19 protein-coding genes and 8 pseudogenes are annotated in these 26,121 nt (G+C 68.9%); 14 read left to right on the forward strand and 13 right to left on the reverse strand.

Annotated features, from left to right (window positions below):
• Nucleotides 1–150 precede the first annotated feature (150 nt).
• A complete protein-coding gene (locus tag ACZ4MF_RS45245; protein ID WP_467499784.1) occupies nt 151–2,928 on the reverse strand; it encodes a helix-turn-helix transcriptional regulator in 2,778 nt (925 codons plus the stop codon).
• A gap of 150 nt (nt 2,929–3,078) precedes the next feature.
• Between ACZ4MF_RS45245 and ACZ4MF_RS45250 the strand changes: the two are divergent.
• A pseudogene (locus ACZ4MF_RS45250) lies at nt 3,079–3,723 on the forward strand (IS630 family transposase); the annotation flags it as partial.
• Between the two features lie 72 nt (nt 3,724–3,795).
• On the opposite strand, the pseudogene ACZ4MF_RS45255 reads toward ACZ4MF_RS45250, so the two are convergent.
• The 7 genes and pseudogenes from ACZ4MF_RS45255 to ACZ4MF_RS45285 all read right to left on the reverse strand — a co-directional run.
• Nucleotides 3,796–3,912, reverse strand: a pseudogene (locus ACZ4MF_RS45255) (IS5/IS1182 family transposase); the annotation flags it as partial.
• 186 nt (nt 3,913–4,098) lie between these two features.
• Nucleotides 4,099–4,339, reverse strand: a pseudogene (locus ACZ4MF_RS45260) (IS5/IS1182 family transposase); the annotation flags it as partial.
• A gap of 176 nt (nt 4,340–4,515) precedes the next feature.
• On the reverse strand, nt 4,516–4,758 hold the full coding sequence (locus ACZ4MF_RS45265; RefSeq protein ID WP_467499786.1) for a hypothetical protein: 243 nt from the start codon (nt 4,756–4,758) through the stop codon (nt 4,516–4,518).
• A gap of 95 nt (nt 4,759–4,853) precedes the next feature.
• On the reverse strand, nt 4,854–5,135 hold the full coding sequence (locus ACZ4MF_RS45270; protein ID WP_467499788.1) for a hypothetical protein: 282 nt from the start codon (nt 5,133–5,135) through the stop codon (nt 4,854–4,856).
• A complete protein-coding gene (gene ccrA / locus ACZ4MF_RS45275; RefSeq protein WP_467499816.1) occupies nt 5,132–6,472 on the reverse strand; it encodes a crotonyl-CoA carboxylase/reductase in 1,341 nt (446 codons plus the stop codon). The genes ACZ4MF_RS45270 and ccrA overlap by 4 nt, the downstream gene beginning before the upstream one ends.
• Before the next feature lie 169 nt (nt 6,473–6,641).
• Nucleotides 6,642–7,481: an SDR family NAD(P)-dependent oxidoreductase gene (locus ACZ4MF_RS45280; protein ID WP_467499790.1), complete on the reverse strand. Its 840-nt coding sequence runs from the start codon at nt 7,479–7,481 to the stop codon at nt 6,642–6,644.
• Between the two features lie 291 nt (nt 7,482–7,772).
• A complete protein-coding gene (locus tag ACZ4MF_RS45285; protein WP_467499792.1) occupies nt 7,773–8,954 on the reverse strand; it encodes an LLM class flavin-dependent oxidoreductase in 1,182 nt (393 codons plus the stop codon).
• A gap of 608 nt (nt 8,955–9,562) precedes the next feature.
• On the opposite strand from ACZ4MF_RS45285, the pseudogene ACZ4MF_RS45290 reads away from it, so the two are divergent.
• Nucleotides 9,563–10,207: pseudogene (locus tag ACZ4MF_RS45290) on the forward strand (IS3 family transposase); the annotation flags it as partial.
• 45 nt (nt 10,208–10,252) lie between these two features.
• Here ACZ4MF_RS45290 and ACZ4MF_RS45295 read toward each other — a convergent pair.
• From ACZ4MF_RS45295 to ACZ4MF_RS45305, 3 genes and pseudogenes are all read right to left on the reverse strand, one after another.
• A pseudogene (locus tag ACZ4MF_RS45295) lies at nt 10,253–10,546 on the reverse strand (hemerythrin domain-containing protein); the annotation flags it as partial.
• 342 nt (nt 10,547–10,888) lie between these two features.
• Nucleotides 10,889–11,917, reverse strand: a complete 1,029-nt coding sequence (locus ACZ4MF_RS45300) for an alcohol dehydrogenase catalytic domain-containing protein (RefSeq protein ID WP_467499794.1) — start codon at nt 11,915–11,917, stop codon at nt 10,889–10,891.
• An 86-nt stretch (nt 11,918–12,003) separates the two neighbouring features.
• Nucleotides 12,004–12,873: a universal stress protein gene (locus tag ACZ4MF_RS45305; protein ID WP_467499796.1), complete on the reverse strand. Its 870-nt coding sequence runs from the start codon at nt 12,871–12,873 to the stop codon at nt 12,004–12,006.
• A gap of 238 nt (nt 12,874–13,111) precedes the next feature.
• Here ACZ4MF_RS45305 and ACZ4MF_RS45310 point away from each other — a divergent pair, with 238 nt between their 5' ends.
• The 5 genes from ACZ4MF_RS45310 (at nt 13,112) to ACZ4MF_RS45330 (ending at nt 17,192) form a co-directional block, all read left to right on the forward strand.
• The gene (locus ACZ4MF_RS45310) at nt 13,112–13,933 is read left to right on the forward strand and encodes a universal stress protein (protein WP_467499798.1); all 822 of its coding nucleotides are present in this window, start codon (nt 13,112–13,114) and stop codon (nt 13,931–13,933) included.
• 148 nt (nt 13,934–14,081) lie between these two features.
• Entirely contained in the window at nt 14,082–14,687 is a 606-nt protein-coding gene (locus ACZ4MF_RS45315) for an Rv1733c family protein (RefSeq protein WP_467499818.1), read from the forward strand.
• A 77-nt stretch (nt 14,688–14,764) separates the two neighbouring features.
• Entirely contained in the window at nt 14,765–15,049 is a 285-nt protein-coding gene (locus tag ACZ4MF_RS45320; RefSeq protein WP_467499800.1) for a DUF1876 domain-containing protein, read from the forward strand.
• A 133-nt stretch (nt 15,050–15,182) separates the two neighbouring features.
• A complete protein-coding gene (locus ACZ4MF_RS45325) occupies nt 15,183–16,103 on the forward strand; it encodes a pyridoxamine 5'-phosphate oxidase family protein (RefSeq protein WP_467499802.1) in 921 nt (306 codons plus the stop codon).
• A gap of 90 nt (nt 16,104–16,193) precedes the next feature.
• On the forward strand, nt 16,194–17,192 hold the full coding sequence (locus ACZ4MF_RS45330) for an Acg family FMN-binding oxidoreductase (RefSeq protein WP_467499804.1): 999 nt from the start codon (nt 16,194–16,196) through the stop codon (nt 17,190–17,192).
• A gap of 38 nt (nt 17,193–17,230) precedes the next feature.
• Here the strand turns inward: ACZ4MF_RS45330 and ACZ4MF_RS45335 are convergent, their stop codons facing one another.
• Nucleotides 17,231–17,908 (reverse strand): CBS domain-containing protein, encoded by a 678-nt coding sequence (locus ACZ4MF_RS45335; RefSeq protein WP_467499806.1) that lies wholly within the window; start codon nt 17,906–17,908, stop codon nt 17,231–17,233.
• 214 nt (nt 17,909–18,122) lie between these two features.
• On the opposite strand from ACZ4MF_RS45335, the gene ACZ4MF_RS45340 reads away from it, so the two are divergent.
• The 7 genes and pseudogenes from ACZ4MF_RS45340 to ACZ4MF_RS45370 all read left to right on the forward strand — a co-directional run bounded on the left by ACZ4MF_RS45340 (nt 18,123) and on the right by ACZ4MF_RS45370 (nt 25,405).
• The gene (locus ACZ4MF_RS45340) at nt 18,123–18,998 is read left to right on the forward strand and encodes a universal stress protein (protein WP_467499820.1); all 876 of its coding nucleotides are present in this window, start codon (nt 18,123–18,125) and stop codon (nt 18,996–18,998) included.
• A gap of 64 nt (nt 18,999–19,062) precedes the next feature.
• Nucleotides 19,063–19,690 (forward strand): annotated as a pseudogene (locus ACZ4MF_RS45345) (glycoside hydrolase family 65 protein); the annotation flags it as partial.
• 129 nt (nt 19,691–19,819) lie between these two features.
• Nucleotides 19,820–20,287, forward strand: a complete 468-nt coding sequence (locus tag ACZ4MF_RS45350) for an Hsp20/alpha crystallin family protein (protein WP_467499808.1) — start codon at nt 19,820–19,822, stop codon at nt 20,285–20,287.
• A gap of 123 nt (nt 20,288–20,410) precedes the next feature.
• Nucleotides 20,411–21,760 (forward strand): PP2C family protein-serine/threonine phosphatase, encoded by a 1,350-nt coding sequence (locus ACZ4MF_RS45355; RefSeq protein WP_467499810.1) that lies wholly within the window; start codon nt 20,411–20,413, stop codon nt 21,758–21,760.
• Nucleotides 21,761–22,928: 1,168 nt separating this feature from the next.
• A pseudogene (locus ACZ4MF_RS45360) lies at nt 22,929–24,147 on the forward strand (sodium/proton-translocating pyrophosphatase); the annotation flags it as partial.
• A 251-nt stretch (nt 24,148–24,398) separates the two neighbouring features.
• Complete coding sequence (locus tag ACZ4MF_RS45365; protein WP_467499812.1) at nt 24,399–24,905, forward strand: winged helix-turn-helix transcriptional regulator; 507 nt, start codon at nt 24,399–24,401, stop codon at nt 24,903–24,905.
• Nucleotides 24,906–25,183: 278 nt separating this feature from the next.
• On the forward strand, nt 25,184–25,405 hold the full coding sequence (locus ACZ4MF_RS45370) for a hypothetical protein (protein WP_467499814.1): 222 nt from the start codon (nt 25,184–25,186) through the stop codon (nt 25,403–25,405).
• Nucleotides 25,406–26,021: 616 nt separating this feature from the next.
• On the opposite strand, the pseudogene ACZ4MF_RS45375 reads toward ACZ4MF_RS45370, so the two are convergent.
• Nucleotides 26,022–26,121, reverse strand: a pseudogene (locus tag ACZ4MF_RS45375) (aminoglycoside phosphotransferase); the annotation flags it as partial.

Raw genomic sequence — 26,121 nt, forward strand, 5'->3', positions numbered from 1 at the left:
AGCAGACTCATCCTCACGGCCTTCGTGCTGGACGTGTGTGTTCCTTGGTCGGAGCACATGTTCAGGCGAAGGCCGCTTTGGTGTACGGCGGTTACTGAACCGAGTGATCAAGTTCGAGGCACCATTCGACGTCGGCCGTTAAAGATCAAGTTAGGCGGAGGCATCCTGAAGAGCGGGGTGGCCAGAAGGAGGTTGGAGTCCGAGGCGGGACTGCAGCTGCACTCGTGAGCTGACCCCCAGTTTGCGGTAGATCCGGGTCAGGTGCTGCTCCACCGTGCTGGTCGTGAGGCAGAGCTTGCCGGCGATCTCCCTGTTGGTCAGGCCCTTTGCCGCGGCCTTGGCGACCCTGCGCTCCGCGTCGCTGAGCGCGAGCATGTCGACTTCCGTCTCCTCCGGCACGTCCGGCGTGCCGACTCGCCGAGCGGGCTGTTCCGCGAAGCACGCCTGCCTGATGCTATTGGTCTTGCGTGCCACTGACCGCGCCCGGCCGGCATCCCCGAGTTGGGTGTATACGTCGTGCAGGGCGGCGAGCGCACTCGCCAACTCGAACTTGTCCCCGCTTCCGTGCAGCACATCCACAGCCTCGCGCAGCATAGGCGGACGGAGGTGCAGTTCGCGGGTCGCCGCCAGCAGCCGCATGGTGCGCCCGCGCACCCGCAGGTGGCCGCCCGTGCCGATCCGCCGCAGCTGCTCGCGAGCGTAGCGCGCGGCTATATCGTGGTTCCCGAGTTGCAGGTGAGCGGCGGCCATTTCCGTGCGCCACGGCAGTGTCTCGGTTTGGGTCATCCCCCACTGGTCGAGCAGGTCGGCGACGGCTTGGAAATCGTCGAGGGCGACCTGGGCGAGACCGCGCTCGACGTAGTGACGGCCGCGCGCCAGCAGGTAGGACAGCCCGAACGGCGTCTCGAACATCACGTCCGGCACTCGCAGGGCAAGGGTGCGTGCCGCTTCGTCGTGTTTGCCCTGGAGTGTCTGCGCCGTCAGCAGGGTGCTCAACGGTTTAGCGGCCAGCACTCCCCAGTCGGCGACCGGGATGAGTTCGAGCGCGGCCGTCGCCCGGGAGGCCGCAACGCCGAGCGAGCCCCGACGCAAGGCGATGTCCGCTGCGATCGCGCAGAACAGCGCACGCCAGGTGGGTGCCTGGAGATCGAGGCAGGTCTGTATCAGTTCCCGGCACCGCTGCTCGGCTTCCTCCAACCGCTCGGCATACACCATCGTGCGCAACGCGAGAATGAGCGGCAACAGGTTGATCTCGGTCAGCGGCTGTTGCCACAGCGCCTCGTCGGCCTGGACCAGGCGTTCCGCGGTTGCCCCCTGGTGGTGTGAGCTCTGGAAGTGTTCGAGCAATCGATAACCTATGGCGCCCGGAGGCGTGATCGGCGTGCCGTTCGTCCTGCTCTCGCCGGCCACGCGGCGGAAGATGCCCGGATACATGTCGGCCAGCCACATCCGTACCATCTCGAACTCCCACGAGGGCGGGGAGCCCGGCGGCACGTCGGCCGCCAGCCGGGAGAGCACGGAGCAGGCATCCTCCACCCGCCCCTGGAGCAGTAGCATGATGACGGGCATCGTCGTGTGCCGGCCCCGAAGGCGACCGCTCAGCATCGCCTCGGTCAGCTCGGGCAGATGCCCGACCGAGGCTCGCAGGTCGTCCCGCCACTGCGCCCGCAGCAGCAGGGCCAGGATCTCCACCCGACGCCGGCCGCCTGTATCGACCTGGTACGCCAGCCGCAGCAGCTCTGTGGCCCGCCGCGAGTGGTCCTCTTTCAGCGCCTGCTTCGCCCCCTCCACCAGGCTCAGCACGGCCGACGGGTCGTCGAGACGGCCGGAGGCGACGAAGTGCTCCGCGATCGTCAAGGAGTCCGCACCGCACGCCTTGAGCAGATCCGCAGCGCGCCGGCTCAGCTCGGATCGATCGGCGGCCGAGAAGGTGTTGAGGACGACGCCGGCCATGACCGGGTGCCGCATCCGGCCGGCCTCCACCAAACCCGTCCGGGTCAGTACCTGCATGGCGACGGCGACCTGGTCCGACGGGGCGCCGACCAGCCGGTCGAGGTACGCGAACCGCGACGGATCACCGATCACCGAGATCGCACCCGCGACCCGTAACGTCACCGGATGGCACCGGCGCAGGACGAGCTGGATAGCCCGCCCGAACTCGGGCCCGGTGTTCAGCTCGGCCGGCGGGCCGTCGCCGCAGGTGGCGGCCCAACTGTCCTCCAATAGCGCATTCAGCAGCAGCTGATTGCCACCGGTGAGCTGGTGGGCCTGCGCGGCCAGTTCCGTCGAGGCGGAGGCGAGGAGTCGCTCGGTCATGAGCTCCGCGACGCCGCTCGACGACAGTGGAGCCAGCAGCAACCGCCGCAGGTATGCCTGCTGGTAGAGCTCGGCGCACAAGAGCCGGGAGTTGTCCTCGGACATCTCGATGTCGTCGTCGCACCAGCCAAGGACGATCAGGATGCGGGCGAGCCCGGCACGGCGGAGCAGATAGATCAGCCAGTCCTCGGAGAACGCGTCGAGATACTGCGTGTCGTCAATGGCGATGACCACCGGGCTCTGTTCGGCCAACTCCAGAACCGCCGTCGCCAGCCCGTCCAACACCCGAGACCGGATCACCCCGTCGCACGCCGCATCGGCGAGCAATTGGTGGTCGAGCAAACCACGTACGGTCGCCGCCCTGTCCGGCTCGAACACCTCGTCAGCAAGCAACTGACGCACAATGCCCAGGGAAAGCGAGCACTCGGTCGGCGCCCCACTCGCCCGGAGCAATCGCGCCCTCGCCTCACGAGCCCGGCCGCCGAACTCCTCGAGCAACGCTGTCTTACCGGTCCCGACAACCCCCTGAAGCACGACAACCCGTACGCCCCCAGCGGCGGACTCGGCTAGCGCTGCAGCCAACTCAGCGAGCTCAGACTCCCGTTCGATCATGCACGATCCTCTGTCTTTCCTGGAGCGGTTCCTACGCCGCGCGCACCGACAGGCCACGCGGAACAAGGACTAGTGTTTCGTGATCCTATTCATGGAACCTGTGAGGCTTATGTGATCGTTGAGTCTGGTGTGGATCTCACCTCTGAACAGATGGCAGAACTGCGGGAGTTGGCCGGGTCGCGGGATGTTCCGGCCGATGTGGCGCTTCGTGCACGGGTCGTGTTGTGGTCCGGCGAAGGGCGGCGGCGAAAGGATATTGCCGAGCTCGCCGGTGTGGCGCCGCTGACGGTGGACCGCTGCAAGGCCCGTTATGCCGAGCGGGGCCTTGCCGGTTTGGAGGAGAAGCGCCGCGGCGGGCCGCGTACCCGGGTGCCGCCGCAGGTGAGGGCCCCGGGTGATTGCTTTGACGAGGATGTCCCCGCCGGCGGAGTCCGGGCTGTCGCACTGGTCGACGCGGACACTGCCGACCACCTGAAGCGGCGGGAGGGCATCTCGGTGTCGTGGCATTACGTCGCCCGCATCTGGCGTGAGGAGAATCTGAAGCCGCACCGCTCGGGCACCTTCAAGATCTCGAAAGACCCGGCGTTCGCGGAGAAGGTCGCCGATGTCGTCGGTTTGTACCTGGCCCCGCCCGGTGGCGCCGTGGTGCTGTCGATCGACGAGAAGACGCAGGTGCAGGCCCTGGACCGGACCCAGCCGGTGCTGCCGGTGACTTTCGCGGCCACCGAGAAGCGCACCCACGACTATGTGCGGCACGGCACCACGAACCTGTTCGCCGCGCTGAACGTCACGACCGGTGAAGTGCAGGGCAAGCCAGTTCGGATGTCACCCGATCGTGCAGCAGACCCTACCTTTCAGTGGGCATTCGGCCTCGGAGCTGGCGGGAAGGGTCTCGTAATCGCGAGAAAGGCGCCGGTGCAACATAAGCCAACCCAGGCTTCGCTCGACTACCCAGCGCCTTTTGACAACGTGAAAGCCACGAACTTGATCCTCGCCGTGACCGTCACCGCCGCGAGCCTCTCCGAGAACGCCGTAGGGATACGCCTTCTTGACCAAGCCAAGAGGACGTATCCAACCATCGCCAAGAGCTGGGGCGACACCGGCTTCAAGAACGCCGTCATCGAACACGGCGCACGTCTCGGAATCGACGTCGAAGTTGTCAACAGAAACCCCGGTGTCCGATCGTGTCGGTGAGTATGCCTCGCTTCCGTCCGCCGATCTTCTTGGCGGCGTCGGTTCCCTGGCTGGTCAGGGGCACGTTGGTGGAGGTCTTCACGCTCTGGGTGTCGATGACGGACCCTGTGGGTTCGGGCTTGCGTCCTTCCTTCACGCGGGCGAGCCCGGTCAGGTCGTAGTTGAGCTGCGCGAGGATTCCCTCATCGCGCCAGGAAGCGTAGTAGGCATAGACGGTGCGTCTCTTCGACAGGGTCCGCCGCCTGCCCTGGCACGAGATCACGCTCGACCACTACGACCGCACGCGGGCCCACCACCGCCTGGAGATCCGGAGGCTGAAGTCCGCCGTCTTCGCCCACCTCGACTACCCCGACGCACGCCAGGCCCTGCAAGTCGTGCGCTGGAGGGCGGACTTCAACCACCGGCAAGCTCACCATCGAGCACGTCTACCTGATCACCAACCTGCCGCCCGGCGCGGCTACCGGCGCCCAGCTCGCCGACTGGATCAGAGGGCGCTGGAAGATCGAAAACCTTCTGCACCACGTCCGCGACCGCACGTTCCGCAAGGACGACTCCGAGATCCATGCCGGCCATCTCCCGCGCATCATGGCCGGCCTGCGCAACCTCGCCATCGGCGTCCACCGCCAGGACGGCCACACCAACATCGCCGCCGCCCTACGTCACACCGCTCGCGACTGGCGAAGGCCCCTGGCTGCCCTCGGCATCACCGGATGAACCCGGACAGACGTCGATCACGCAAAGGACCCTGTGCAGATCCCGTTCGCCCGTCTCAGCTCGACGATCTCCCTGTTCAGGATCTTGACCTGCGCGGCCTCCTCAGTCGTCGTTCCCGGCCGCTGCCCGGTGTCGGTCTGGTCCTTGCGGATCCACGTGCGCAGTGTCTCGCGCGAACCGATGCCCGGCGGGTCAATGCCCGCCCGGATCAACGGCTCGGCTCGATCCATGTGTTCGGGCCGGGCGCCCTGTTCGGCCGGCACGTCGGTCAGTGGACGCGCCACGGCGTCGGGCGTCACCGGCCGGAATCCCTGTGTACGTGGCGGAATGCGTTGATGCCGGCCAGGTGCCGGGCACGCTTTTCCTTGTCCCGCACGCCAAGGCCTTCTTCCGGCGCGAGGCACAGCACGCCGACCTTGCCGTGGTGGGCGTTGCGGTGCACGTCGAGCGCGGCCCGGCCGGTGTCCTCCAGCGCGTAGGACCTCGACAGCGTCGGGTGGATGAGCCCCTTGTCGATCAGCCGGTTGGCCTCCCACGACTCCCGGTAGTTCGCGAAGTGCGACCCGACGATCCGCTTGAGGTTCATCCACAGGTACCGGTTGTCGAACTGGTGCATGAACCCCGAGGTGGACGCGCAGGTCACGATCGTGCCGCCCTTGCGGGCCGCGTAGACCGAAGCGCCGAACGTCTCCCGGCCCGGGTGCTCGAACACGATGTCCGCGTCGTCGCCGCCGGTCAGCTCCCTGATGCGGGCGCCGAACCGCTGCCACTCCTTCGGGTCCTGGGTGTGTTCGTCCCGCCAGAACCGGTACCCCTCGGCGCTGCGGTCGATGACCAGCTCCGCACCGAGGCGGTGGCAGATCTCCGCCTTCTGTGGACTGGACACGACGCACACCGGGATGCCGCCGCCGTTGAGCACGTATTGCGTGGCGTACGAGCCGAGCCCGCCGGAGGCACCCCAGATGAGGACCACGTCGCCCTGTTTCATGTTCGCACCGTTGCGCGACACCAGCTGCCGGTACGCGGTCGAGTTGACCAGCCCGGGGCTTGCCGCTTCCTCCCATGTCAGGTGCGCGGGTTTGGACATCAGCTGGTTCGCCTTCACCAGGGAGATCTCGGCGAGGCCACCGAAGTTGGTCTCGAAACCCCAGATCCGCTGCTCGGGATCGAGCATCGTGTCGTCGTGGCCCTCGGGGCCTTCCAGCTCGACGCTGAGGCAATGCGCCACGACTTCGTCGCCTGGCTTCCAGCGGTGCACGCCGGGCCCGGTGCGCAGCACGACACCCGAGGCGTCCGAGCCGACCACGTGGTGGGGCAGGTCGTGCCGCTTCGACAGCGGGGACAGCTTCCCGTAGCGCCGGAGGAACGTGAAGGTCGGCAAGGGCTCGAAGATCGAGCTCCAGACCGTGTTGTAGTTGATCGCGCTCGCCATCACCGCGATCAGCGCCTCACCGGGCCCGAGCTCCGGTGTAGGGACCTCCTCCACGTGCAGCGACTTGCGCGGGTCCTTGTCCGCGCTGGCGATGCCCTCGAACATCTCGGTCTCCTCGGCGTGCACGGTCACGCCGCGGTAGCTCTCCGGCACCCGCAGCCCGGCCAGCGCGCCCGGGTCCCCGGTCACGACGGCCTGCTGGATCTCCTTGAGCTCTGCGTTCGGCACGGCTTCCCTTCCTTCACTGGTCCGGTTCACGACAGTAGGCACGCGTCAGCCTCGCCGACGACCCGCTCACCCGGGCGCCGCCAGCCGCTCCCGTTCGCCAGCAGCCGTCCGGCCGCGGAGTCAAGGAGGTTGTCGTGCGGAGCGGTCAGGCTGAGTCGGGGTACGCGGTGGCCAGCGCCTTGCTGCGCCACGGGGCGATGTGCTCCGCAACCATCGCGTTCTTGGCCTCGAGACGCTCGTAGGCATCGCTGCCCACGAGCAGGTGCGAGGGCAGCGTCTCGCCGTCGGTCACCTCGACGATCAGCGCCGCGCCCTTGACCGGGTCCCCGGGCTGGGCGTGGTTGGCCGCGTCGACCCCGTCGCGCACGAGGTGGGCGGGAGTGCCGTCGTAGGCTGCCAGCCGCGTCCTGGAGACCGACATGGAGCTGGCGTCGAAGAGGTCGGTGCGGAACGCCCCGGGCTCGACGACCATGCTCTGGATCCCCAACGGGCCCAACTCCGCGGCGAGGGCTTCGCTGATGCCGGCGACCGCAAACTTCGAGGCGCTGTACAGGCTCACCCCGGGCTCGCCCTCGAACCCCGCCCGGGAGCCGATGTGCACGATCTTGCCCTTGCCGGCAGTACGCATCGTCGGCAGGACCGCTCGCGTCACGTTGATCAGACCGAAGACGTTGACGTCGAACAGCGACCTGGCCTCGGCGTCGGTGACCTCCTCCAGTGCGCCCACCAGTACGCGGCCCGCGTTGTTGACCAGCACGTCGATCGTGGCGAACCGATCGACGACCTGCGCGACGACACGGTCGATCTGCGTCTGGTCGGTGACGTCGAGGGTGACCGGATGGCATCGCTCGGCGGCGCGCAGGTCGTCGGGCAACGCGTCGACACGCCGGGCGCCGACGGCAACGTCGTGTCCCGCCTTCAGGGCCTGCCGGCCTATCTCAGCGCCCAGCCCCCGGGCGGCTCCGGTGATGAACCATGTCGCCATGACGGAAACGTCTCCTTTTGCAGGCATCGGTGCTCGCTGCCGGACCGCGGTCCACGGCCCGGCGAAGTTCCTTCTCGGCGCTCGCAGTGGGCGGTGGGTGTCCGGCCGGTGCCGGCGTCCTGCCCGGGAGCCGGGAGGTTGTTCGCACCTGGTCGGGTCCGATCCGACGGTGCAGCGGCTCACGCGCCGGCCGACAGGACCGTGTGGTGAGGCGCCGGTGCCACAGTCCCGGACCGCGAGATCCCCTGTCCGTGTTCGCCGACCACGGACAGGCGTGTCACGACGGCACGGTCAGGACCCCCCGGCCACCTCGTCGGCGTACTTGCGGTTCATGTGCTCGAGCGCCGCGCCGGCTGCGATGCTCGCCTCCTCGCGCCGCGCGAGAATCCGGGCTCGGGCGTCGTGGGACGCCTGGGCGTGGCTCGTTCCTGATCCCTGGAAGTGCGGGGCGACCTGACGGGCGACGAGTTCCCATGAGCGCCACTTGGCCGTCGGGCCGGCCCAGTCGTGTGCCAGCAGCAGCACGGTGCCGAACCCTCCGGACTGGTCGACCATGCGCTGGATCTGACGGCGGACGTCGTCGGCCGTGCCGATCGCGCCCAGGCCCGATTCGTTGACGAACTCGATGAGCTCCCGGGTACTGCCGTCGGGCAGCACGAGCCCGGGCGTGGCCGCGTTGTCGTTCAGGTGCTGCAACCAGTCCCGCAGCCCGAACTCGACGTCGTGGTAGGCCTGCTCCCGGGTCTCAGCGACGTGCACGTTCGTGACCAGCCGCCAGGTCCTGCGGTCGGGCGCCGGCCGTCCCGCGTGGGCGGCGCGCTCGGTGGCGATCCCCCAGTGGTACGCCAGCGCGTCGAATCCGTCCTGGCTCATGGTCGCCCCGAGCGAGATCAGGCTCACGCCGCGGCTGCCGGCCAGGCGCGCGCCGGTCGGCGACGCCGTCGCGGCCACCGCGATCTCGAAGCACGGCTCGGTGTACGGGCGCAGCTGCAGCTTCGCGTCGACCAGCGTGTGGCTCCCGACCGTCGTGGTGACCGACTCACCGGCCAGCAGCCGCTGGATGACGTCGAGATGGGTTTCGAGGAGCTCACGACTTTCGGTGGGGGTCATGCCGATCATGGCGACGTCGGAGGGCAGGGAGCCGGGACCGACCCCGAGCATCACCCGGCCCTGGGTGAGGTGGTCGAGCATCACCATCCGGTCGGCCACCCACAGCGGATGGTGGTACGGGAGCGAGGTCATGCCGGTCCCGAGGCGGATCCGGGTGGTGCGCTCCGCTGCGGCCGCGATGAAGATTTCGGGCGAGGCGATGAGGTCCCGACCGGTCGAGTGGTGCTCCCCGATCCACGCCTCGTCGAAGCCCAGCCGGTCGAGGTGCGCCATGAAGTCCAGGTCGTGGCGCAGCCACCACGTTGGGCTCTCCCCCAGCGGGTGGATGGGGGGCAGGAACGCACCGAAGCGCAGACTAGTCACAGGTTCTCCACCAGGTCGGCGTCCACATCAGTCACTCGCGGCCGCAGCGCTGCCGGCGCATGCGGGCAAGGGGTCAGGACCGGCGTTTGGTCGGCATGGGCCATGAATCAACCTCCGGAGGCTGCGTGCGCCCCACGATAGGCTCTGCGACTCGGCGAGCCATCCCCTAGTTTCCCGGTGAGCCATCCCCTAGTTGTCCCCACGCATCTCTGGGGTCTCTGGGGCGCCTTCCCCATGCCCGACCTGGTGGCGGGACTCGGCCTGCAGGGGTCGGCAGGCCCGCCGCCCGGTGAGTAGGTGGCGGGCCGGCGTCCGGCCGAGGGCGCCGTAGGCGACGTCGGGCAGGTCCGTGGCTGCGGCCGCGTACTCGGTGTCCGGTTGCCACCGAGCGCGCCGGCGAGCTGCGCATGCAGCTGCGCCGTGCCGAGCGGGCCTGGGACGCCTCGACGCCGTTGAACGTGCGGCCGCCGCGTCCTGCCCCGCAAGCGGCTCCCGCAGCCCGGGGATCGCAACTCCCGGCGCGCGAGCACGTCCACCGCGCCTGAGGTTGATCCTTTGGAGTGGACACCCTGACAATGGATCTTGATGGTCCAGGGAGGGATGTCCGGGTGGGACGTAAGTCTCCGTATCCGGAGGAGTTCAGGAAGGACGCCGTCGCGCTCTACCGTGCCGCGGTCGGGAAGCGGACTTACGCTGCGGTGGCCGCGGATCTCGGGATCACCGCGGAGTCGCTGCGGACGTGGGTCCGCAAGGACGACTCACAGGCCGTGCCCGTGCCCGGACGCCGTGATGAGGGCGGGAGCGAAGCGGAGGAGCTGGCCCGGCTGCGGGCGGAAAATGCACGGCTGCTGAAGGCGGAGAAAGAATGGCAGCTGGAGCGCGAGATCCTGCGCCGGGCAGCCGACTATTTCGCCCGGGAGGTGAAGTGAGCCCCCGCCGCTCGGACTTCATCTCCGACAACCGCGCCAGTTTCGGCGTCAAGCGGATCTGTCGCGTGCTCGGAGTCTCCCGCTCGGGCTACTACCGGCACCTGGCCACCGCGCAGGCCCGCGCCGAGCGCCAGGCCGAGGAGAAGCTGGACCGTCAGCGAGATCCGTGCCATCCGCGCCGAGCACCATGGCGCCTACGGCGCTCCGCGCGTCCATGCCGAGCTGCGTGCGAGGGGACGGAAGATCAACCGCAAGCGCGTCACCCGCCTGACGCGGACCAACCACATCGTCTGCCGGCACCTGCGGAAGAAGAGGCGGACCAGTTCCAGGCGGCGGGCGCATTCGAGGTCCTTCCCGGTCCACCGCCTCGCGCAGTGTGCCCAGCTCGCGCGCCAGCCGGCCGACCTCGACGTGGTCCCTGGACATCGTCGCGGTCGCTTCAGCGGCGCCCATCACTCGATCGATCGCCGGGTACAGCACCCGGTCTTCAGCTTCGGCGTGTGGGATGAGGTGGTCGGTCAGGAAGAGCTGGAGGTCGGCGAGCGCGGCGCCGAGCGCCTCCGGCCTTGTTTGACCCACGGTGTCGGCGACCGTGCGCAGTGTTTCGATGTGTGGCAGCAGGTGCGCGTGCTCGTCGTGCAGCTGCCGGGTCAGCGTGGTCACGATCTCCTCTTCGCTTGGCCGGGCTGGTGTCGCAGGTCGAAGACGGTGGTGGCTGCCTCTGACCCGGTGGCCGGATGATCCGGCCCACCTTCAGGCCGGCGGGGGCGGGAAAGCGACGGGACGTGGCCAGCACGTGGTCGTGGCGCTGCCGACGTTCATGGAGCCGAGGGCCGCCCGCTTCTTGCGGGCCCTCATTGCCCGGTGCGCGGTATCGCTCCGCTTCGCCGTGTCTCCCGGTTGCCCTCGGCTCAATTCCATGACACCCCCACTCGCCGCAGAGCTGTAGGGCCAGACGGCACCAACCGAAGGACCGGCTGGCCCGTCCGGGCTACTGTCGGTGGTTCACTCGCGGTGCAGCACGACCTTGAGGGCGCCCGTGGTGGTGCCCTGTGCGGACACCTCGTAGGCGTCTTTCATCCGGTCGAGGCCGAAGGTATGGGTGACCAGCGGGGAGACGGACAGGCGTCCGAATCTCATCAGCTCGAGCAGCCTGGGTGTGGAAGACGTGTCCACCTGGCCGGTGCTGATCGTCAGGTTCTTGCGCCACAGGGATTCGAGATGCAGCGTGACCGGTTTGCCGTGCGTGCCGATGTTGGCGATGTGCCCTCCCGTGCGGACAGCACGCGTGCACAGCACGAAGCCGTCCGGATCCCCTGACGCCTCGATGGCCACGTCGGCGCCCGGCCCCTCTGACAGCTCGGCGATCACCCCGCCCGGCGACTCGGCGGTATCGGCCCCCACATGGACGGCGGCCTCCAGCCGGGCACCGGCCCGGTCCACCACGATGATCCGGCGGGGCGAGTAGAGCCGGGCGACGACCGCCGTGGCGAGACCGACGGGGCCCGCGCCCACCACGACGACGGTGTCTCCCGGGGACACGTGTCCGTTCCGCACGCCGACCTCGTAGGCGGTCGGCAGGAGTTCGGCGAGCAGCACGGCGTCGTCGAGCGAGAGGTCGCAGGGGCGTCGGGTGGTGGAGTGGTCGGCGGAGGGTACGCGCACGAACTCGGCCTGGGTTCCGTTGATGAGATTTCCCAGGATCCATCCGCCGCCCTCGCCGCACTGCCCGTACAGGGCGTCGCGGCACGCCTGGCAGTGGCCGCAGGCGGAGACGGACGACACGATCACCTGGTCTCCGGGGCGCAGGTGGTGGACCTCGCTGCCGACCTCCATGACCTCGCCGACGGCTTCGTGGCCGAGGATCGTTCCCGGCTTCACCTCGCTGAGGTCTCCCCGCAGGATGTGCAGATCACTGCCACAGATGGTCGTCGCGTCGACGCGTACGACGGCGTCGGTGGCCTCCTCGATCACGGGATCGGGGACCGTGTCCCAGGAGGCTTGGGCGGGGCCGTGGTAGACAAGTGCTCGCATGGGTGCCCACTCCTCGCTGCCTTCTCTCCACCGTCACCCGCAACAGGCTCCCGGGCAACACGGACCTGCCGCTGCGGTGTCCCGGCTCAGTCGTGGGGAACGACGGCGACGGGGCAGCGGGCGTGGTGGATGGCCGCGTGGGTCACGGGGCCCAGACGCGGCGCTGGGGCGCGATGGTGTCTGCGCCGGCCGACGACCAGCAGCCCGGCGCCCTCGGCGGCCCGTACGACGGCCTTGGCGGGGCTCTCCAGGGTGATGCTGTCGGTGACGTCCACAAGCGGGAACTTCTCGCGCCAGGGGCCGAGCGCCTTTGTGAGGTGCTTGTGCGCGTCCTGTCTGATCTCTTCGGTGATGTCGTGGTCCACGCCCCAGGGCACCTGGGCGTGGAGCGGTGCGGCGTGGCCGTGGACAACCCGGAGGGGCACATGCCTCGCTGCGGCGGTGCCGAAGGCGAAGTCGAGCAGATCGTCGCAGGACCCGTGCAGCTTCAGACCCACCACCACGTTGCCGGCGGGTGTGGGCGGCGGACCCTCAGGAAGGTTCTCGGCACGGACCAGCACCACCGGCCGCTCCGCCCGTGCCACCACGGGCATGCTGATGTCCCCCAGGAAGTAACTCGCCACGGGCTCCAGCCCCCGCGAACCGAGCACGATCATCTCGGACTCCGATGCCGCCTGGAGCAGCGCGTGCTCGGCGTCGTCGGCGACCAGGTTGCCGACGATGGACAGGCCCGGATGGCGCGCCTCAAGCTCCGCCCGCGCGGTGTGCACGAGACGCTTCGCCCAGTAGTTCTGATCGACTTCCGCAGGGATGCGGGTCGGTTCCGGCGCCAACAGTGGCCACGCGTGCAGCAGGCGAAGGGTGAGCTTGCGCCGCTCGGCCTCGTCGGCTGCCCAGCGGGCCGCGGCCAGACTCTCCGGTGAGCCGTCGAGGCCCACGGTCACGGCTGGTTGCATGGCGACTGCCTCCGTCTCGTACGAAGCTGGAATGACGGTGAACGAGTCCGCTCGTCCGGACAGTGCCTTCGCGGTGAGCAGGGACCTTCTGACTGCACGGAGTGCGGATCCGAGGAGCGCGGAACAGATGTGAGGGGTACTTCGAGGAGTACCCCAAACCTCCCTGTAGCGCATGCGGACCGCTGGGGTGGGATGCGGCCCGCAGGCGTGGAAACCGGCACGAGAGGAGGCCGGGGCAGTGACGATTCCCCTGGTGGTCGGCATCGACGGATCGGAGGCGAGTCTGGAGGCCGTGGACTGGGCCGCCGACGAGGCCGCCCGGCACGGGGTGCCGCTGCACCTCGTGCACGCGGCGGCCCCGGAGGAGCACACGTCCGACCTGGTCACCGCTGCCACGGACCGTGCAGGGAAGGGCGCCCCCACGGTGCGGTTGTCCAGCGAGGTGCTGCACGAGGACCCCGCCTCCGCCCTGGTCGGCAAGGGACGTAGCGCCTTCGCGCTCGTTCTCGGCTCCCGGGGGCTGGGAGACCTCGCCGGAATGCTGCTGGGTTCGGTCAGCCTGGCCGTGGCGGCACGAGCGGACTGCCCGGTCATCGTGGTGCGCGGCGGGGTGGAGCACCGGGGTGCCCGGTTCGGGAGCGTCGTCGTCGGTATCGAGGACGGCGAGGGAAGCGGCACGGCGGTGCAGTTCGCGTTCCGCGAGGCCCACGTGCGGCGCTGCCGGCTGGTGGCGGTACACGCCTGGTTCGCCCCACCCGGGGCTCCTCCCGAACCCCCGCCTGCGTCGGAGTACGCCTTCGAGACTCATCACCGCCCGCCGGCACAAGTACTCGACGACGCCCTGCGCGCCCCCACAGCGCAGTACCGGAATGCGCCGGTATGCCGTCGGGTGGTCGAGGGGCCGGCACGACAGGCGCTCCTGGAAACCGCTTCGAACGCCGACCTGCTCGTCGTCGGAGCCCGCAGGCGACTTGGGCACCCTGGCCTGCAACTGGGCCTGATCAACCATGCGTTGCTGCATCACGCGCCGTGTCCGATCGTGGTCGTTCCGCAGAGATGACGGCCATCCACCAGAGACCACGCCGACCGCCCGACCGCCGGAGGGTCTGGAGGTCCGCCGGCAAGGACCTTCGGCCTCTGTGACCGGGGTCTTCTGCCGTTCCATGGTGGTGGGTGAGAAGGACCAGCAATGTGCTGGAGGCCAGATCATGAGTGCGCAAGGTTCGCCATACGCATCCAGTCCGCAGCCACCGCATCGGGGGCAGGTGTCGAAAAGGGCGAACCCGCTGAGGCGCACGTCCGACAGGATCGAGTCCTGGTTCTTCCGTTTCCTGTTGCTGGTTCTCGTCTTCGGATTGCCGACGGCTTCGATCAGCGCGGGATTGACGGCAAACGAGTCTTCGATGCACACCGTGCGAACCCAGTCATCACAGCGGCAGGAGGTGACCGCCCGACTGATGTCGAACGTCGAGGGCCGTGCCAGAGACGTATCACGACTCGCGCGGGTCCGCTGGACCGACAAGAACGGCATGAAGCGGACCGGAAGAGCCCTCGTGGCGTCGGGTACGCCCAAGGGTGCCGCCGTCCGGGTCTGGGTGGACCGGGACGGAACCGTCAGCGATCCGCCGATGACGGTGTACAGCGCGAAGGTCACCGGCTGGCTGGTAGGCGGTATGACGGGGGCCGGGGTGGCTACTGGGATCTGGGCGGCGCATGCAGGCATGCGCCTGATGCTGGACCGCAGAAGGTATGCGCGGTGGAACGCCGAGTGGGACCTGGTGGAGCCCCGTTGGTCAGCGCGCTTTCGCCACTGACAGGCAATTGGCCGTACCAGCGGCGACGAGGTGCCGCATCCGGAGGGCCGGTCCGTACCGAGATGAGGAGAGAAGCGATGCCGCACACCGCGGAGTGGAAGGTTCGCCTCTACCTGTTCGAGGAGGAGGGGACGACGACGGCACGTGTGGTGCTGGACACCGGAACCACGATGCTCCCCGGCCACGGGGGCGCGCACTGTAATCCGGCGGACATGGACGTGGCAGAGATCGGCGACGAACTGGCGGCGGGCAGGGCCATGCACGACCTTGGTCAGCAGCTGGTGGATGCCGCCGGGCGCCACATCGAAGGCGTGGGCGCGACCGGGCCGGCCACCCAGCAGGTCACCGGATGGCCCATGTGACAACGAGGCCGCGCAACCAGGCAGGTTGCGTGGGTGCTCGGCGTCGATACGGATGCCGGGCTCTTCTCCATGCGTCGGCATGTCACGCGTGGCACGTTGGATACAGCAACGTTCTGAGGAGAGGGCGACGATCATGCGAGCTCACCTCGGCGATCAACTCGTCATCGAAAGGCCGGCAACCGGCGGCACCAGGCGCGACGGCGAGATCGTCGGACTCCACCAGGACGATGGAACACCCCCCTACGACGTGCTCTGGTCGGACACGCATGAGGTGACGCTCGTGTTCCCCGGGCCCGACGCACACATCCGTCACCTTGAGCACGATTCTGGGAGGACCCCCGAGCCGCCCCGGCCGCCGGCCGCGGCTCAGGCAGGTACCGTGACCGGCGCGCCCCCGCTTGCCGGTGTCCCCAATCCTGGCGACATCGGCCTACGCGTGGCAGCCGAACGCAAGCGACAGGGCCTGACCCGGGCGGAAACGGCCCGTCGCGCCCGGATGGCCCCGGACTACCTCGCGTACCTCGAAGATCGCCCGGCCGATCCGAGCCTGGCGACTCTCATCAGGCTGGCCGGGGCGCTGGGCACCAGCGTCGCCTCCCTGCGCGGGGCCGGGGTCGATCTGCCGCCCGGCCAGGGCCAGGCGCTCCTGCACCCGCAGCTGCGGGACCTCACCCCTGAGGAATGCCGTGCCCGGCTTTCCACGCACGGGGTGGGGCGCATCGCGGTGTCGACGCCAGATGGCCCGGCCGTAGTCCCGGTCAACTATGAGGTCGTCGATGACGAGATCGCCTTCCGGACCGCGCCCGAGTCCGTACCTGCGGCTGCCGCGGGAGCGGACGTCGCCTTCGAGGTAGACCACGTGGACGAGGCCATGAGCCAGGGCTGGAGCGTGCTCGTCGTCGGTCCTGCGAGCGTGGTCACCGAGCCCGATGCGGTGCGAAGGCTCGCCGAGCACGCCCATACCGAGCCGTGGGCCGGGGGCGAGCGTGAGATGTGGGTGTCGATTCGGCCCACGCGCCTCACGGGCCGCCGCATCAGCCCGGCCGATCGGTAAGCGGCCACGGACTTCCGCTCACCGGCGCGCATTCCACGACCAGGCCTCGGGGACAGCTGGATCTGTCAGCTCGCGAAGGAGGAACCTGTGGTGAGTCAACAGCCGGTCCCCGAAGAGCGCGTGACGGCTCTGGTCCACGACGCCGCCGCTGCCCCGTCGATGCACAACGCGCAGCCCTGGCGCTTCCGCTACTTCCAGGGCAGCCGTACCTTCCACGTCCGCGCCGACTTCGACCGCGCCATGCCGCACGCCGATCCCGACACGCGCGCCCTCAACATCGGCTGCGGCGCCGCCCTGCTGAACCTGCGGGTCGCGGTGTTCCACGCGGGCTGGTACCCGGCGACCCGGCTCCTGCCCGACCCCGCCGACCCGGCCCTGCTCGCCACCGTGCGGCTGGCGGACCTTGGAAGCGGCGAGCACAACCTCGCTCCACTGTATCCGGCGATTCACCAGCGACACACCAGCCGCTTCCCGTTCGAGGAGAGGGACATACCCGAGGACGTGCAGACAGCTCTGCGCGATGCAGCCCAACTTCAGGGAGCGTCGCTGTCCTTCCCCACCGGGTGGCACCTGCAGGAAGTGCTGGAGTTGATCGAGGAGGCCGAGGCACGCAACAGGACCGACGAAGGCAGTGACGAGGACCTGGCCGCCTGGACCCGTATCGACGCCCCGGACGCCCAATCGGTGGACACGGCCGACGGGATCCCCGGGTACGCCTTCGGCCCGCGCAAGCGCGGTGGCAGGGCCCCGATGCGCGACTTCGCCGGCCCAAGGCCGGTGGCGGGCCGCGGCGCGACCGACTTCGAACGCTCCCCTCACCTGGCCCTGCTCAGCACGCCTGGTGACCGGCCGGAGGACTGGCTGCGTGCCGGCCAGGCTATGGAACATGTGCTACTGCTGGCCACCCTCGAAGACCTTTCCAGCTCGTTCGCCACCCAGGCGCTGGAATGGACGGACCTGCGCTGGCCACTGCGGGACCCGATATCGGGCACCGGCTGCACACAGATGGTGCTGCGCCTCGGATACGGTCCCAAAGGCCCCGCCACACCACGCCGCCCGGTGCCGGATGTACTCGACATCCTGCCTTGACGGTCCCGCGCTATCGGTGTCCGCCGTCGGCGGACCTGTCACCGTGCGCTTGCCGGTCCGGCCCGGTCCTCGGACGCACCGGTGAGATGGGGCTCGACGTCCACAACCCCCTCCACGGCGCGGATGAGGCGTGCCGCGACCGGGATGAGCGCGGTGTCGCGGACCCGTCCGCGAAGGGTGACGACGCCCTCGTGCACACTCACGTGGATGGCGTGACTGTGGGCGGGGAACAGGTAGGAGATCACGGTGCGGCGGACCTCCTCCTCGATGTCCTCGTCGGACCGCAGGAACACCTTCAGCAGATCGGCACGGCTGACGATGCCCTGAAGCATGCCCTCGTCATCGACCACCGGGAGCCGCTTGACATGTCTAACGGCCATGATCCTGGCAGCTTGGGCCAGGGTGGCGCCGGGGTGCACCGTGATGGCGGGGGTGCTCATGACCTCCTCCGCGGTCGTACCTCCTGCTTTGGCGAGGTCCGACAGGCGCCGACGCTGGACGGAGAGGCTCGGAACGCCTTCGCGGAACTCCTCCTTGGGCAGCAGGTCGGCTTCGGACACGACGCCGATGACGCGCCCCTCGCCCTCCAGGACCGGCAGGGCGCTGACCTTCCACTGCTCCATGGTCTCGACGATCTCCTTGAAGGGCGCGCTGCGTCCGACGGCCACCACCGTCTGGGTCATCACATCGCTCACGATGTGCGGGGTCTCCGGCACTTGAGATCGCCTCCTCCATGTCCGAGACGCGCAATGGGCCCCTCACTCTCTTCTTCCCGGCCATATGACTCCACCATCGCCACAAGCCCGTGCGGTGCAACCTGACCGAGGCACCGATCCGAGCCCCGGTCCGTGTGTCGCGGCGGACGTTGGGCGGTGCGACGGTATTCACAGGGGGATCTCTCGGTGGCCGCACAGGAAGGCGGTGAGGATGATGGAGCTCCCGCTGGTCGTGGGCGTCGACGGATCGGATTCCAGCCTGCAGGCAGTGGACTGGGCCGTAGACGAAGCAGTACGCCACGGGGTGCCGCTTCGCCTCGTCTATGCCTCCCTGTGGGAGCGGTACGAGGGAGCCCTTCCCCCCTTCAGCGTCGATTGTCCCGCCGAAAAGGTCGCGGCGGAGCACATCATCGCCTCCTGTGTTGAGCGCGCTCGGCTTCGCAACCCCGAGGTGAAGGTGTCGGGCGAGGTGCTGCCCGACGATGCCGTGTCCCTGCTGCTGAGGGTGGGGCCTGAGGCATTTGCCCTGGTCACGGGCTGTCGCGGCCGTGGCGAGGTCGCCGGCCTGCTGCTGGGGTCGGTCAGCCTCACGGTGGCGGCCCGCGCCGTGTGCCCGGTCATCGTCGTACGTGGCTCGGAACAGAACCGGCAGGGAAACTTCGGGCGGGTGGTGGTCGGGGTCGGCGACCCGAACGAGAGCTCGGGCGCCGTACGGTTCGCTGTCCGAGAGGCCGAGGCGCGCGGCTGTGGCCTGAAGGCCGTGCGGGCCTGGCGCAGCCCGGCCCATGAGCACGTGGACCACCCTCTGATCGCGGACGATGCCGCTCGTGTGCACGGCGAACAGGCCTCGACCCGCCTTACTGAGGCGCTGCGCGAGGCCGTCCGGGAACATCCCGATGTCGAGGTGCATCGCCTGCCGATCGAAGGCCCTGCACACAGAGTTCTCCTGAAGGCATCGGCCAATGCCGACCTGATCGTCGTCGGCGCCCTGCGGCGCCACGGCCACTTCGGTCTGCAGCTCGGCAGGGTCGCCCACGCCCTGCTGCATCACTCCGCGTGCCCGGTCGCCGTCGTCCCTCAGCCCGCCTGACCTCTGGCGCATGGGCCGCGCTCCTGCGCATCTCATGAACGAAGAGGGGTGGTGAGGGCTGCGGATGTCGGAGTGGACGTGGGAGTTACGAGGGATACGACTCCGGTACCGAGCGGTTGCGCGAATCGTTGTGCACACTCGGCAACGGCTACTTCGCCACACGTGGCGCAGTGCCCGAGTGCAGGGCGGGCCTGGTGCACTGCCCGGGAACCTACGTGGCCGGGTGCTACAACCGTCTGGAGTCGACCGTGGCGGGGCTACAGGTGGTGAATGAGGACCTGGTCAACCGCCCGAACTGGCTGCTCCTGCGTTTCCGTTGCCGCCGCGCTCAGGGACCGTGGGGGCCGTGGTTCTCCCCGGACGCCTGCACGTTCCTCGACTACCGGCACACCCTGGATCTGTGCCGCGGCACACTGGCACGCACATTTCGCTTTCGGGACGACGCTGCGGGCGTACTCGGTGTGGAGCAGATCCGTATGGTGCACATGAGGGATCCTCACCTGGCTGCGCTGCGGACCGTCTTCACGGCCGAGGACTGGTCGGGAGAGATCGAGGTCGAGTCCGCCCTCGACGGCGGCGTGATCAACAGCAACGTACACCGTTACCGGTCTCTCAACCGCAGGCATCTGGCCCATGTGCGCACCGGAACGCAGGAACCCGACATGGTATGGCTGCACTGCCGCACCAGCACCCATTCGGGTAGCCCAGCCGGGTGATGGTTCGGGGACGAGCGTCCTGGGTCGCCCGGCGGGGGCACCGGCGCGCAGCATGGAAGGAGGAAGACATCCCAATCCCTCTTCCCCCCCTGGAGGTGAACTGCGATGACTCTGCCTGCACGACACCGGCCCGGCCACCTGCTGGAGCGCGCCTTCCCCTGGGGTGAGCCGCTGGCCGCCGAGTTCGACGACATGTTCGAGAGAATGAACCGGTTCATGGAGGCCGCCGCGCCCCGCTGGACCGAGACGATGGCCTGGGCGCCGCTGGCCGACCTGCGCGAGACCGACGAGGCGTACGTGGTCGAGTGCGAGCTGCCCGGCCTCAAGCGTGAGGACATCGACGTCGAGGTCGGCGAACACGACCTGTGCATCACCGGAGAACTCAAGGAACGCGAACGCGAGGGCCTGCTGCGCCGCGCCACCCGCCGTACCGGCCGCTTCGAGTACCGCACTCTGCTGCCCGCCGAAGTCAACGCCGAGCAGGTCAGCGCACAGCTGACCGACGGCATCCTGACCGTCACCGTGCCCAAGGCCCAGGCGGCCAAGCCCCGCCACATCGAGATCACGACCTGACCGACCCGACCACCGGGTGAGGGGATCGGGAAAAGCGGCCCGGTCGGCCGGTGCGGGCGGATCCGTGTCGCCCATGCGCACCGGCCGTCGGGCCGCGGCAGTACGACCGCGACAGAGGATGCGATGGAGCCCTCCGAACAGCCCGCGCACCTGGAGCCGCATGCTCCCCATGATCTGCGACTGCGGCTGGATGCCCAGCTGGAGCAGATCGCCGAGCAGTTGCGGGACCTGGCCACGGCCAAGGACCGGCTGCAGGGGCTGCTGGGAGCGGTGCTGGCCATCAGCCGGGAGACGGACCTGCCCGCAGTGCCGCACCGCATCGTCGCCACCGCCATGGGCCTGGTCAAAGCCCGCTACGGGGCGCTGGGCGTGCTCGACGAGAACGGTCAGGTCCTGGAGCAGTTCATCACCGCAGGCCTGTCGGAGTCCGAGCGCGCCGACCTGGCCGACGTCGAGTTCCCCCGCGGGCGCGGCGTTCTCGGACACCTGATCCGCAACCCCGAACCCCTCCGCGTCGACGACATCGCCTCCCACCCCGCCTCCGCCGGCTTCCCGCCCGGCCACCCCCACATGCGCACCCTGCTCGGCGTCGCCGTCAGCGTCCGCGGCATGATCTACGGCGACCTCTACCTGTCCGAACGCCGTGACGGGCGGCCCTTCGACCGCGAGGACGAGGACATCGTCGTCACCCTCGCCGGTGCCGCCGGCATCGCCATCGAGAACGTCCGCCTCTTCGAGCAGGTCCACGAGAGCGCCGAACACTTCCAGCGGCTGCTGCTGCCCACCCTGCCCGACCTGCACCCCTTCGCCGGCGCCGCCGTCTACCGGCCCGCCTCCACCCCCAGCCACCTCGGCGGAGACTGGTACGACGCCCTCTGGCTGCCCGATGACGCCTGCGCGGCCGTCATCGGCGACGTCGTCGGCCACGACCTGCACGCGGCCGCCGCCATGGCCCAGACCCGCAGCATGCTGCGCGCCCTGCTGTTCGACCGCCTTACCCCACCCAGCGCCATCCTGCACCAACTCGACCGCACCCTGCACGCCATCACCGACCTGCCCGTCACCACCGCCTGTCTGGCCCGCATCGAACCCGACGGCTGGACGCTGCACTGGAGCACCGCCGGCCACCTCCCCCCACTCCTGATCACCCCCGACCGGCAGACGGAATACCTCCACGCCGAACCCGGCCTGCCCCTCGCGGTGAACACCGAACAACACCGCCCCGACCACACCCACCCACTCGACGCGAACTGCACCGTGGTCCTCTTCACCGACGGACTCATCGAAGACCCCGCCCGCACCGTCGACGAGGGCCTGGCCCAACTCGCCGAACTCGCCGCTGCCTACACCAACCTGCCGCTGCAGGACTTCGTGAACACCCTGGCCGACCGCCACCCCAGCGACGGCCACGACGACATGGCCATCCTCGCTCTGCGCAACCCACGAAGCCCTGAAACCGCCCCTCACCGGTAGCCGACACGGCGGCGGGAGCCAGTCTCCCGGGCCGCGATGGCTGTGGTTGGCGACTGCGGTGACCTGAAAACGAGCGGTTCGCCAGATGAAGAGTGCGGCCCGACCTGCATCCTGAGGCAAGCCGAGACCGCAGACACATTCCACGCGTCGTCTCGCTGCTCAACGAGCACAGTCGAGCAAAGGGCACGCAGGTATCAACATGACTGATGAGGGCATACCCAGCAGACGTGAGCGGGGCCGCCGGTATCCACCGGCGCTTTCCCCCTGGGTGCCGAAAAATTTACCTAAAACCTCTTGACTCGGGACATATCTTGCCCAAGCTGATTACTAGGCCATAACACCGAAAGAGCCATAAAGTCGATGAGGACGTCTAGTCGGCGGAATGACTTGGACAGGATGTGGTTCAGGCCCCCGGCAAGCCGGCGCGATACCGAGGCGACAGTGACGACTGAAGCTTCAGGACACGTGCAGCACTACCGGGGACTGTTTTTGCCCTGAGAGCCTTCGCGCGGGCCTGACTGAGGTGCGGAGGCTCCGTCACGCGAAGAGCCTCCAAGCCCCCCAGCGGCCGGATCTCTCACTCTGCATCCATGTGGGACTGGACGTTCACGGTGAAGGCTGCGTCCTCGGGGCCGTCGCCTTCCTCGTCCTCCCAGAGGATCGTGCGTACGTGCCGCTGCCCGGTGCCGCGCACCTCTCAGTCGATCACCAGCCACCTGGCACGCGCCCCGCACCAGTCCCCGCTCCGCCATAACGGCAGCAACAGCCCGCTTTCAGCTGGTGACACGTTCGTCAACGGCTCGTCCACCGCGAGTCGTACGCTCCGGGCGCCGGGCGGGGAGCGTGACGGCCCCCGCCCGGCGTCCGGTCTTGCCGCTTCCACGAAACGGTGCCAACGCTTCAGGGCTCGGCTGCATGCCCCTATCGATGCTGCGCGTCCCCGGCTGCCCCCCCCGGCGCGTCGGGCGCCCGGCCCGACCGTCCAGCTTGCGGAGGTAGCGATGTGACGGCTGAACCGGCGCGGGGCAGGGGCTTGGCGGTGGGCCAGAGGGGTGAGGGATCTGGCCAGGGGGTCGCTGGACAACGAGGGCGATGCCGGATCCTGAGATGGTGGGCGGAGAGTCTTCTCCCGCACGGTCGCGGCCGGCAGATCCGGAGGTGAGGCGTCATGCCTGGGCAGACGTCGTCCCTGGTCCGGCAGGCCGCCGGCGAGGCGTCGCTGACTGGCGGTGACCTGGCGCTCGTGGGTGCCGTGACGGTCGTGGCGCTGCTCGCGGTGGGCGTGGCCGTCGTCCTGCTGCGTGAGGTGCTGGCGGCCGACCAGGGTACGGAGCGGATGCGGGCCATCGCGGCCGCGATCCAGCAGGGCGCGGCCGCGTATCTGGCGCGGCAGTTCAAGACGCTCGCCGTGTTCGTCGTGGTGATCCCGTTCCTGCTGCTCGTCCTGCCCGCTGAGACGTCGGGGGTGCGGATCGGTCGGTCGGTGTTCTTCGTGGTCGGTGCGGTGTTCTCCGGATGCGTCGGCTATATCGGCATGTCCTTGGCGGTGCGTGGCAACGTGCGGGTGGCGGCGGCCGCCCGCGCGGCCGGGGAGAAACGGGCGGTGCGCATCGCGTTCCGCACGGGTGGGGTCACCGGCATGCTCACCGTCGGGCTCGGGCTGCTCGGCGCCGCGGTCGTGGTGCTGCTCTTCCAGGGGGGGCTCGGCAGGGGTGCTGGAGGGCTTCGGCTTCGGGGCGGCGCTGCTGGCGATGTTCATGCGGGTCGGGGGCGGCATCTACACCAAGGCAGCCGACGTCGGCGCGGACCTGGTCGGCAAGGTGGAGGAGGGCATCCCCGAGGACGACCCGCGCAACGCCGCGACCATCGCCGACAACGTGGGCGACAACGTCGGCGACTGCGCGGGAATGGCCGCGGACCTGTTCGAGTCCTACGCCGTCACGCTGGCGGCGTCCCTCATCCTCGGCAAAGCGGCGTTCGGCCCGTCCGGTCTGGTCTTCCCCCTGCTCATCCCCGCGATCGGCGCGGTCACGGCGGTCATCGGCATCTTGAACCGTCACCCCCGCGCGCCCGGGACCGCACCGCACTCAATGCGATCAACCGGGGCTTCTTCACCTCCGCCGTCATCTCCGCGATCGGCGTGGCCGTCGCCGCCTTCACGTACCTGCCGGATCACTTCTCCCAGTTCACCGGGATCGATACGGCGATCAGCAGGATCAGCGGCTCCCCGCGCATGGTCGCCATCGTCGCGGTACTCATCGGACTGGCCCTCGCCAGTGGCATCCAGTTGCTCACCGGCTACTTCACCGAGAACACCCGCGCGCCGGTACGGGAGATCAGCCGCAGTTCCCTGACCGGGGGGGGCGACCGTCATCCTGGCGGGCTTGATGTCCGCCCCGACCTGCTGCGCGGCGAGCCGTTCGGGTCGGCAACCTGACGCGGCCCGGGCAACGGTCAGGTGCCAGCCAACTCGACCGCTCACTGGCCCAGTCCGCCGTGCCCGCGACCGCTGCGATCCTCGCACCCTCCAATTGGATGCTCCGGCCAACTTCAAGGTCCCCGTCAGCGAATCGCGGACGGGGACCGGCTTCCCACGAACTCAACGCGGCGCAGACCGGGGGCTACTTCAGATCGGGGCGTGCACCCGGGGTCCGCCCCGTGCCGCATACGGCTGGAGGACCGCGAGTGTGCACTGTCGACGACGGCGCAGCACGTCGGCGAGTGGTGGACTCTATTGATCTTGCATGACGCCTTCGACGGCTATACGCGGTTCGACCAGTTCCAGCAGAACCTGAACATCTCCACCAGTATGCTCACCGCGCGGCTGAAGACGCTGGTCGCGGACGACCTGCTGGAACGACGGCTAGTACGTTCTCACCGAGCGAGGCCGGTCCTTGCGGCCAGTGATCGTGGCTCTCCCCGCCTGGGAAACCGACACCTGGCGCCGCAGGAGCGATCGATGATCCTGGTCGACGCCGCCAGCGGCGAGGAGGTCGAGCCGGTCCTGGTCGACGCCCGTACAGGAAGACCCCTCGACGACAGCGAGGCCTTCGTCTTCGCCGCCGGCCCGGCCGCCAGCACCGCCATGCGCTCGCGATACACCGAACTTCACAGAAAACGGCTAGGTAGGGCCGACACGCAGTAGGCGTGCCAACCATTCGCCGTCGCCACGTGCTGCGCCCTGCCTTCGCGTGGAGGAACTCAGACGACCATGATCGTTCCCACTGATACTCGTTGTGCCGATCCAAGGTCAGATGGGGACACTTGACGAGTTCAGTTAAGTGACCAATCCGAAAGAAATAGCACCTGACCATATGGTTCAGGGCATCGGTAGACCTTCGTGATCGCCCCGAGCACCATCAGCCTACGGACGGCCCCGGCGTCCCGCATGCGCGCTCCTACCGCGCGCCGCACCCTGTAGACGTGACCGAGACGCCGCAGGTCGTCGTCTACCCGCCAGCCGATGACGGCGGCCGGCGGGTCCGAGTCGGTGGCCGGTTCACGGGGATGGCGTACACGCTGCTCGACGTTGTCGAGTTCCTGCGCCGGGCCGGCTGGGAAGACGTGGAGGCCGAGGACGTGACGGACGCGGCCTGGGTGGAGTGGCGAGCTGCCGGGCCCGACGAATGGGCGCCGCCCGGATAAGCCAGAGCGGCGTCGACCGCATCACCGCTTCTAACCGGCCGTGGTCGGCGTGGCCGGTGTCACAGTGTCGTGCCGGCCCGCTCTACCTGACCGGGCCTTCATCTTCTCCTGGCTGTTCGTCAGGCAGGTCCAGGATGGGCTCTCGGGTGTAGTGAGGACTCCTTAGGGTTGGGGCCGCCCCAGGGGCCATGAGTTCGGCGAGGAGCCTGTTCAGGTCATCCGTGGACAGCGCCAGGCCCAGGGTCTGCACGATACGCAGAGCACAGTCCCGGATGGACTGAGCACTCATCTCGGGCGCCGCCGTGCTCCTGATCTCGTTACACACTCGGCTGAACTGCTCAGGGCTGATCGTTGGCCGACTTACCGGTTGCGCCATGCTGCGCTCCTCCTGGAAGAGCGGGCTGTCCCACCCGCTCTTCCAGAAAGCGCTGAGCACACCCCGACGGCAAGTGGAGAGGGCCGACGCGTAGGCCGGCGAACGCGGTCTCGTCAACGGCGGCCGCGACCTCCACCCCTGATAGGGATGCCCGACCGAAATTCCCCAGGGTCTGCTCGATTCCTCACTTGATTGAGCGATAAACGATGAAATCGGCGCCCGCGCCCGGACCGCCTTGGCTCAGGCCAGCGCGTCCATCAGGGATGTGACATAGGCATCCAGCCGCTCCTCCACGGATCGTGTCGTCAGCTCGGTCCGCCCTGCCTCCCGCCACGGCTGC

Source organism: Streptomyces sp. NPDC025793 (assembly GCF_055558375.1).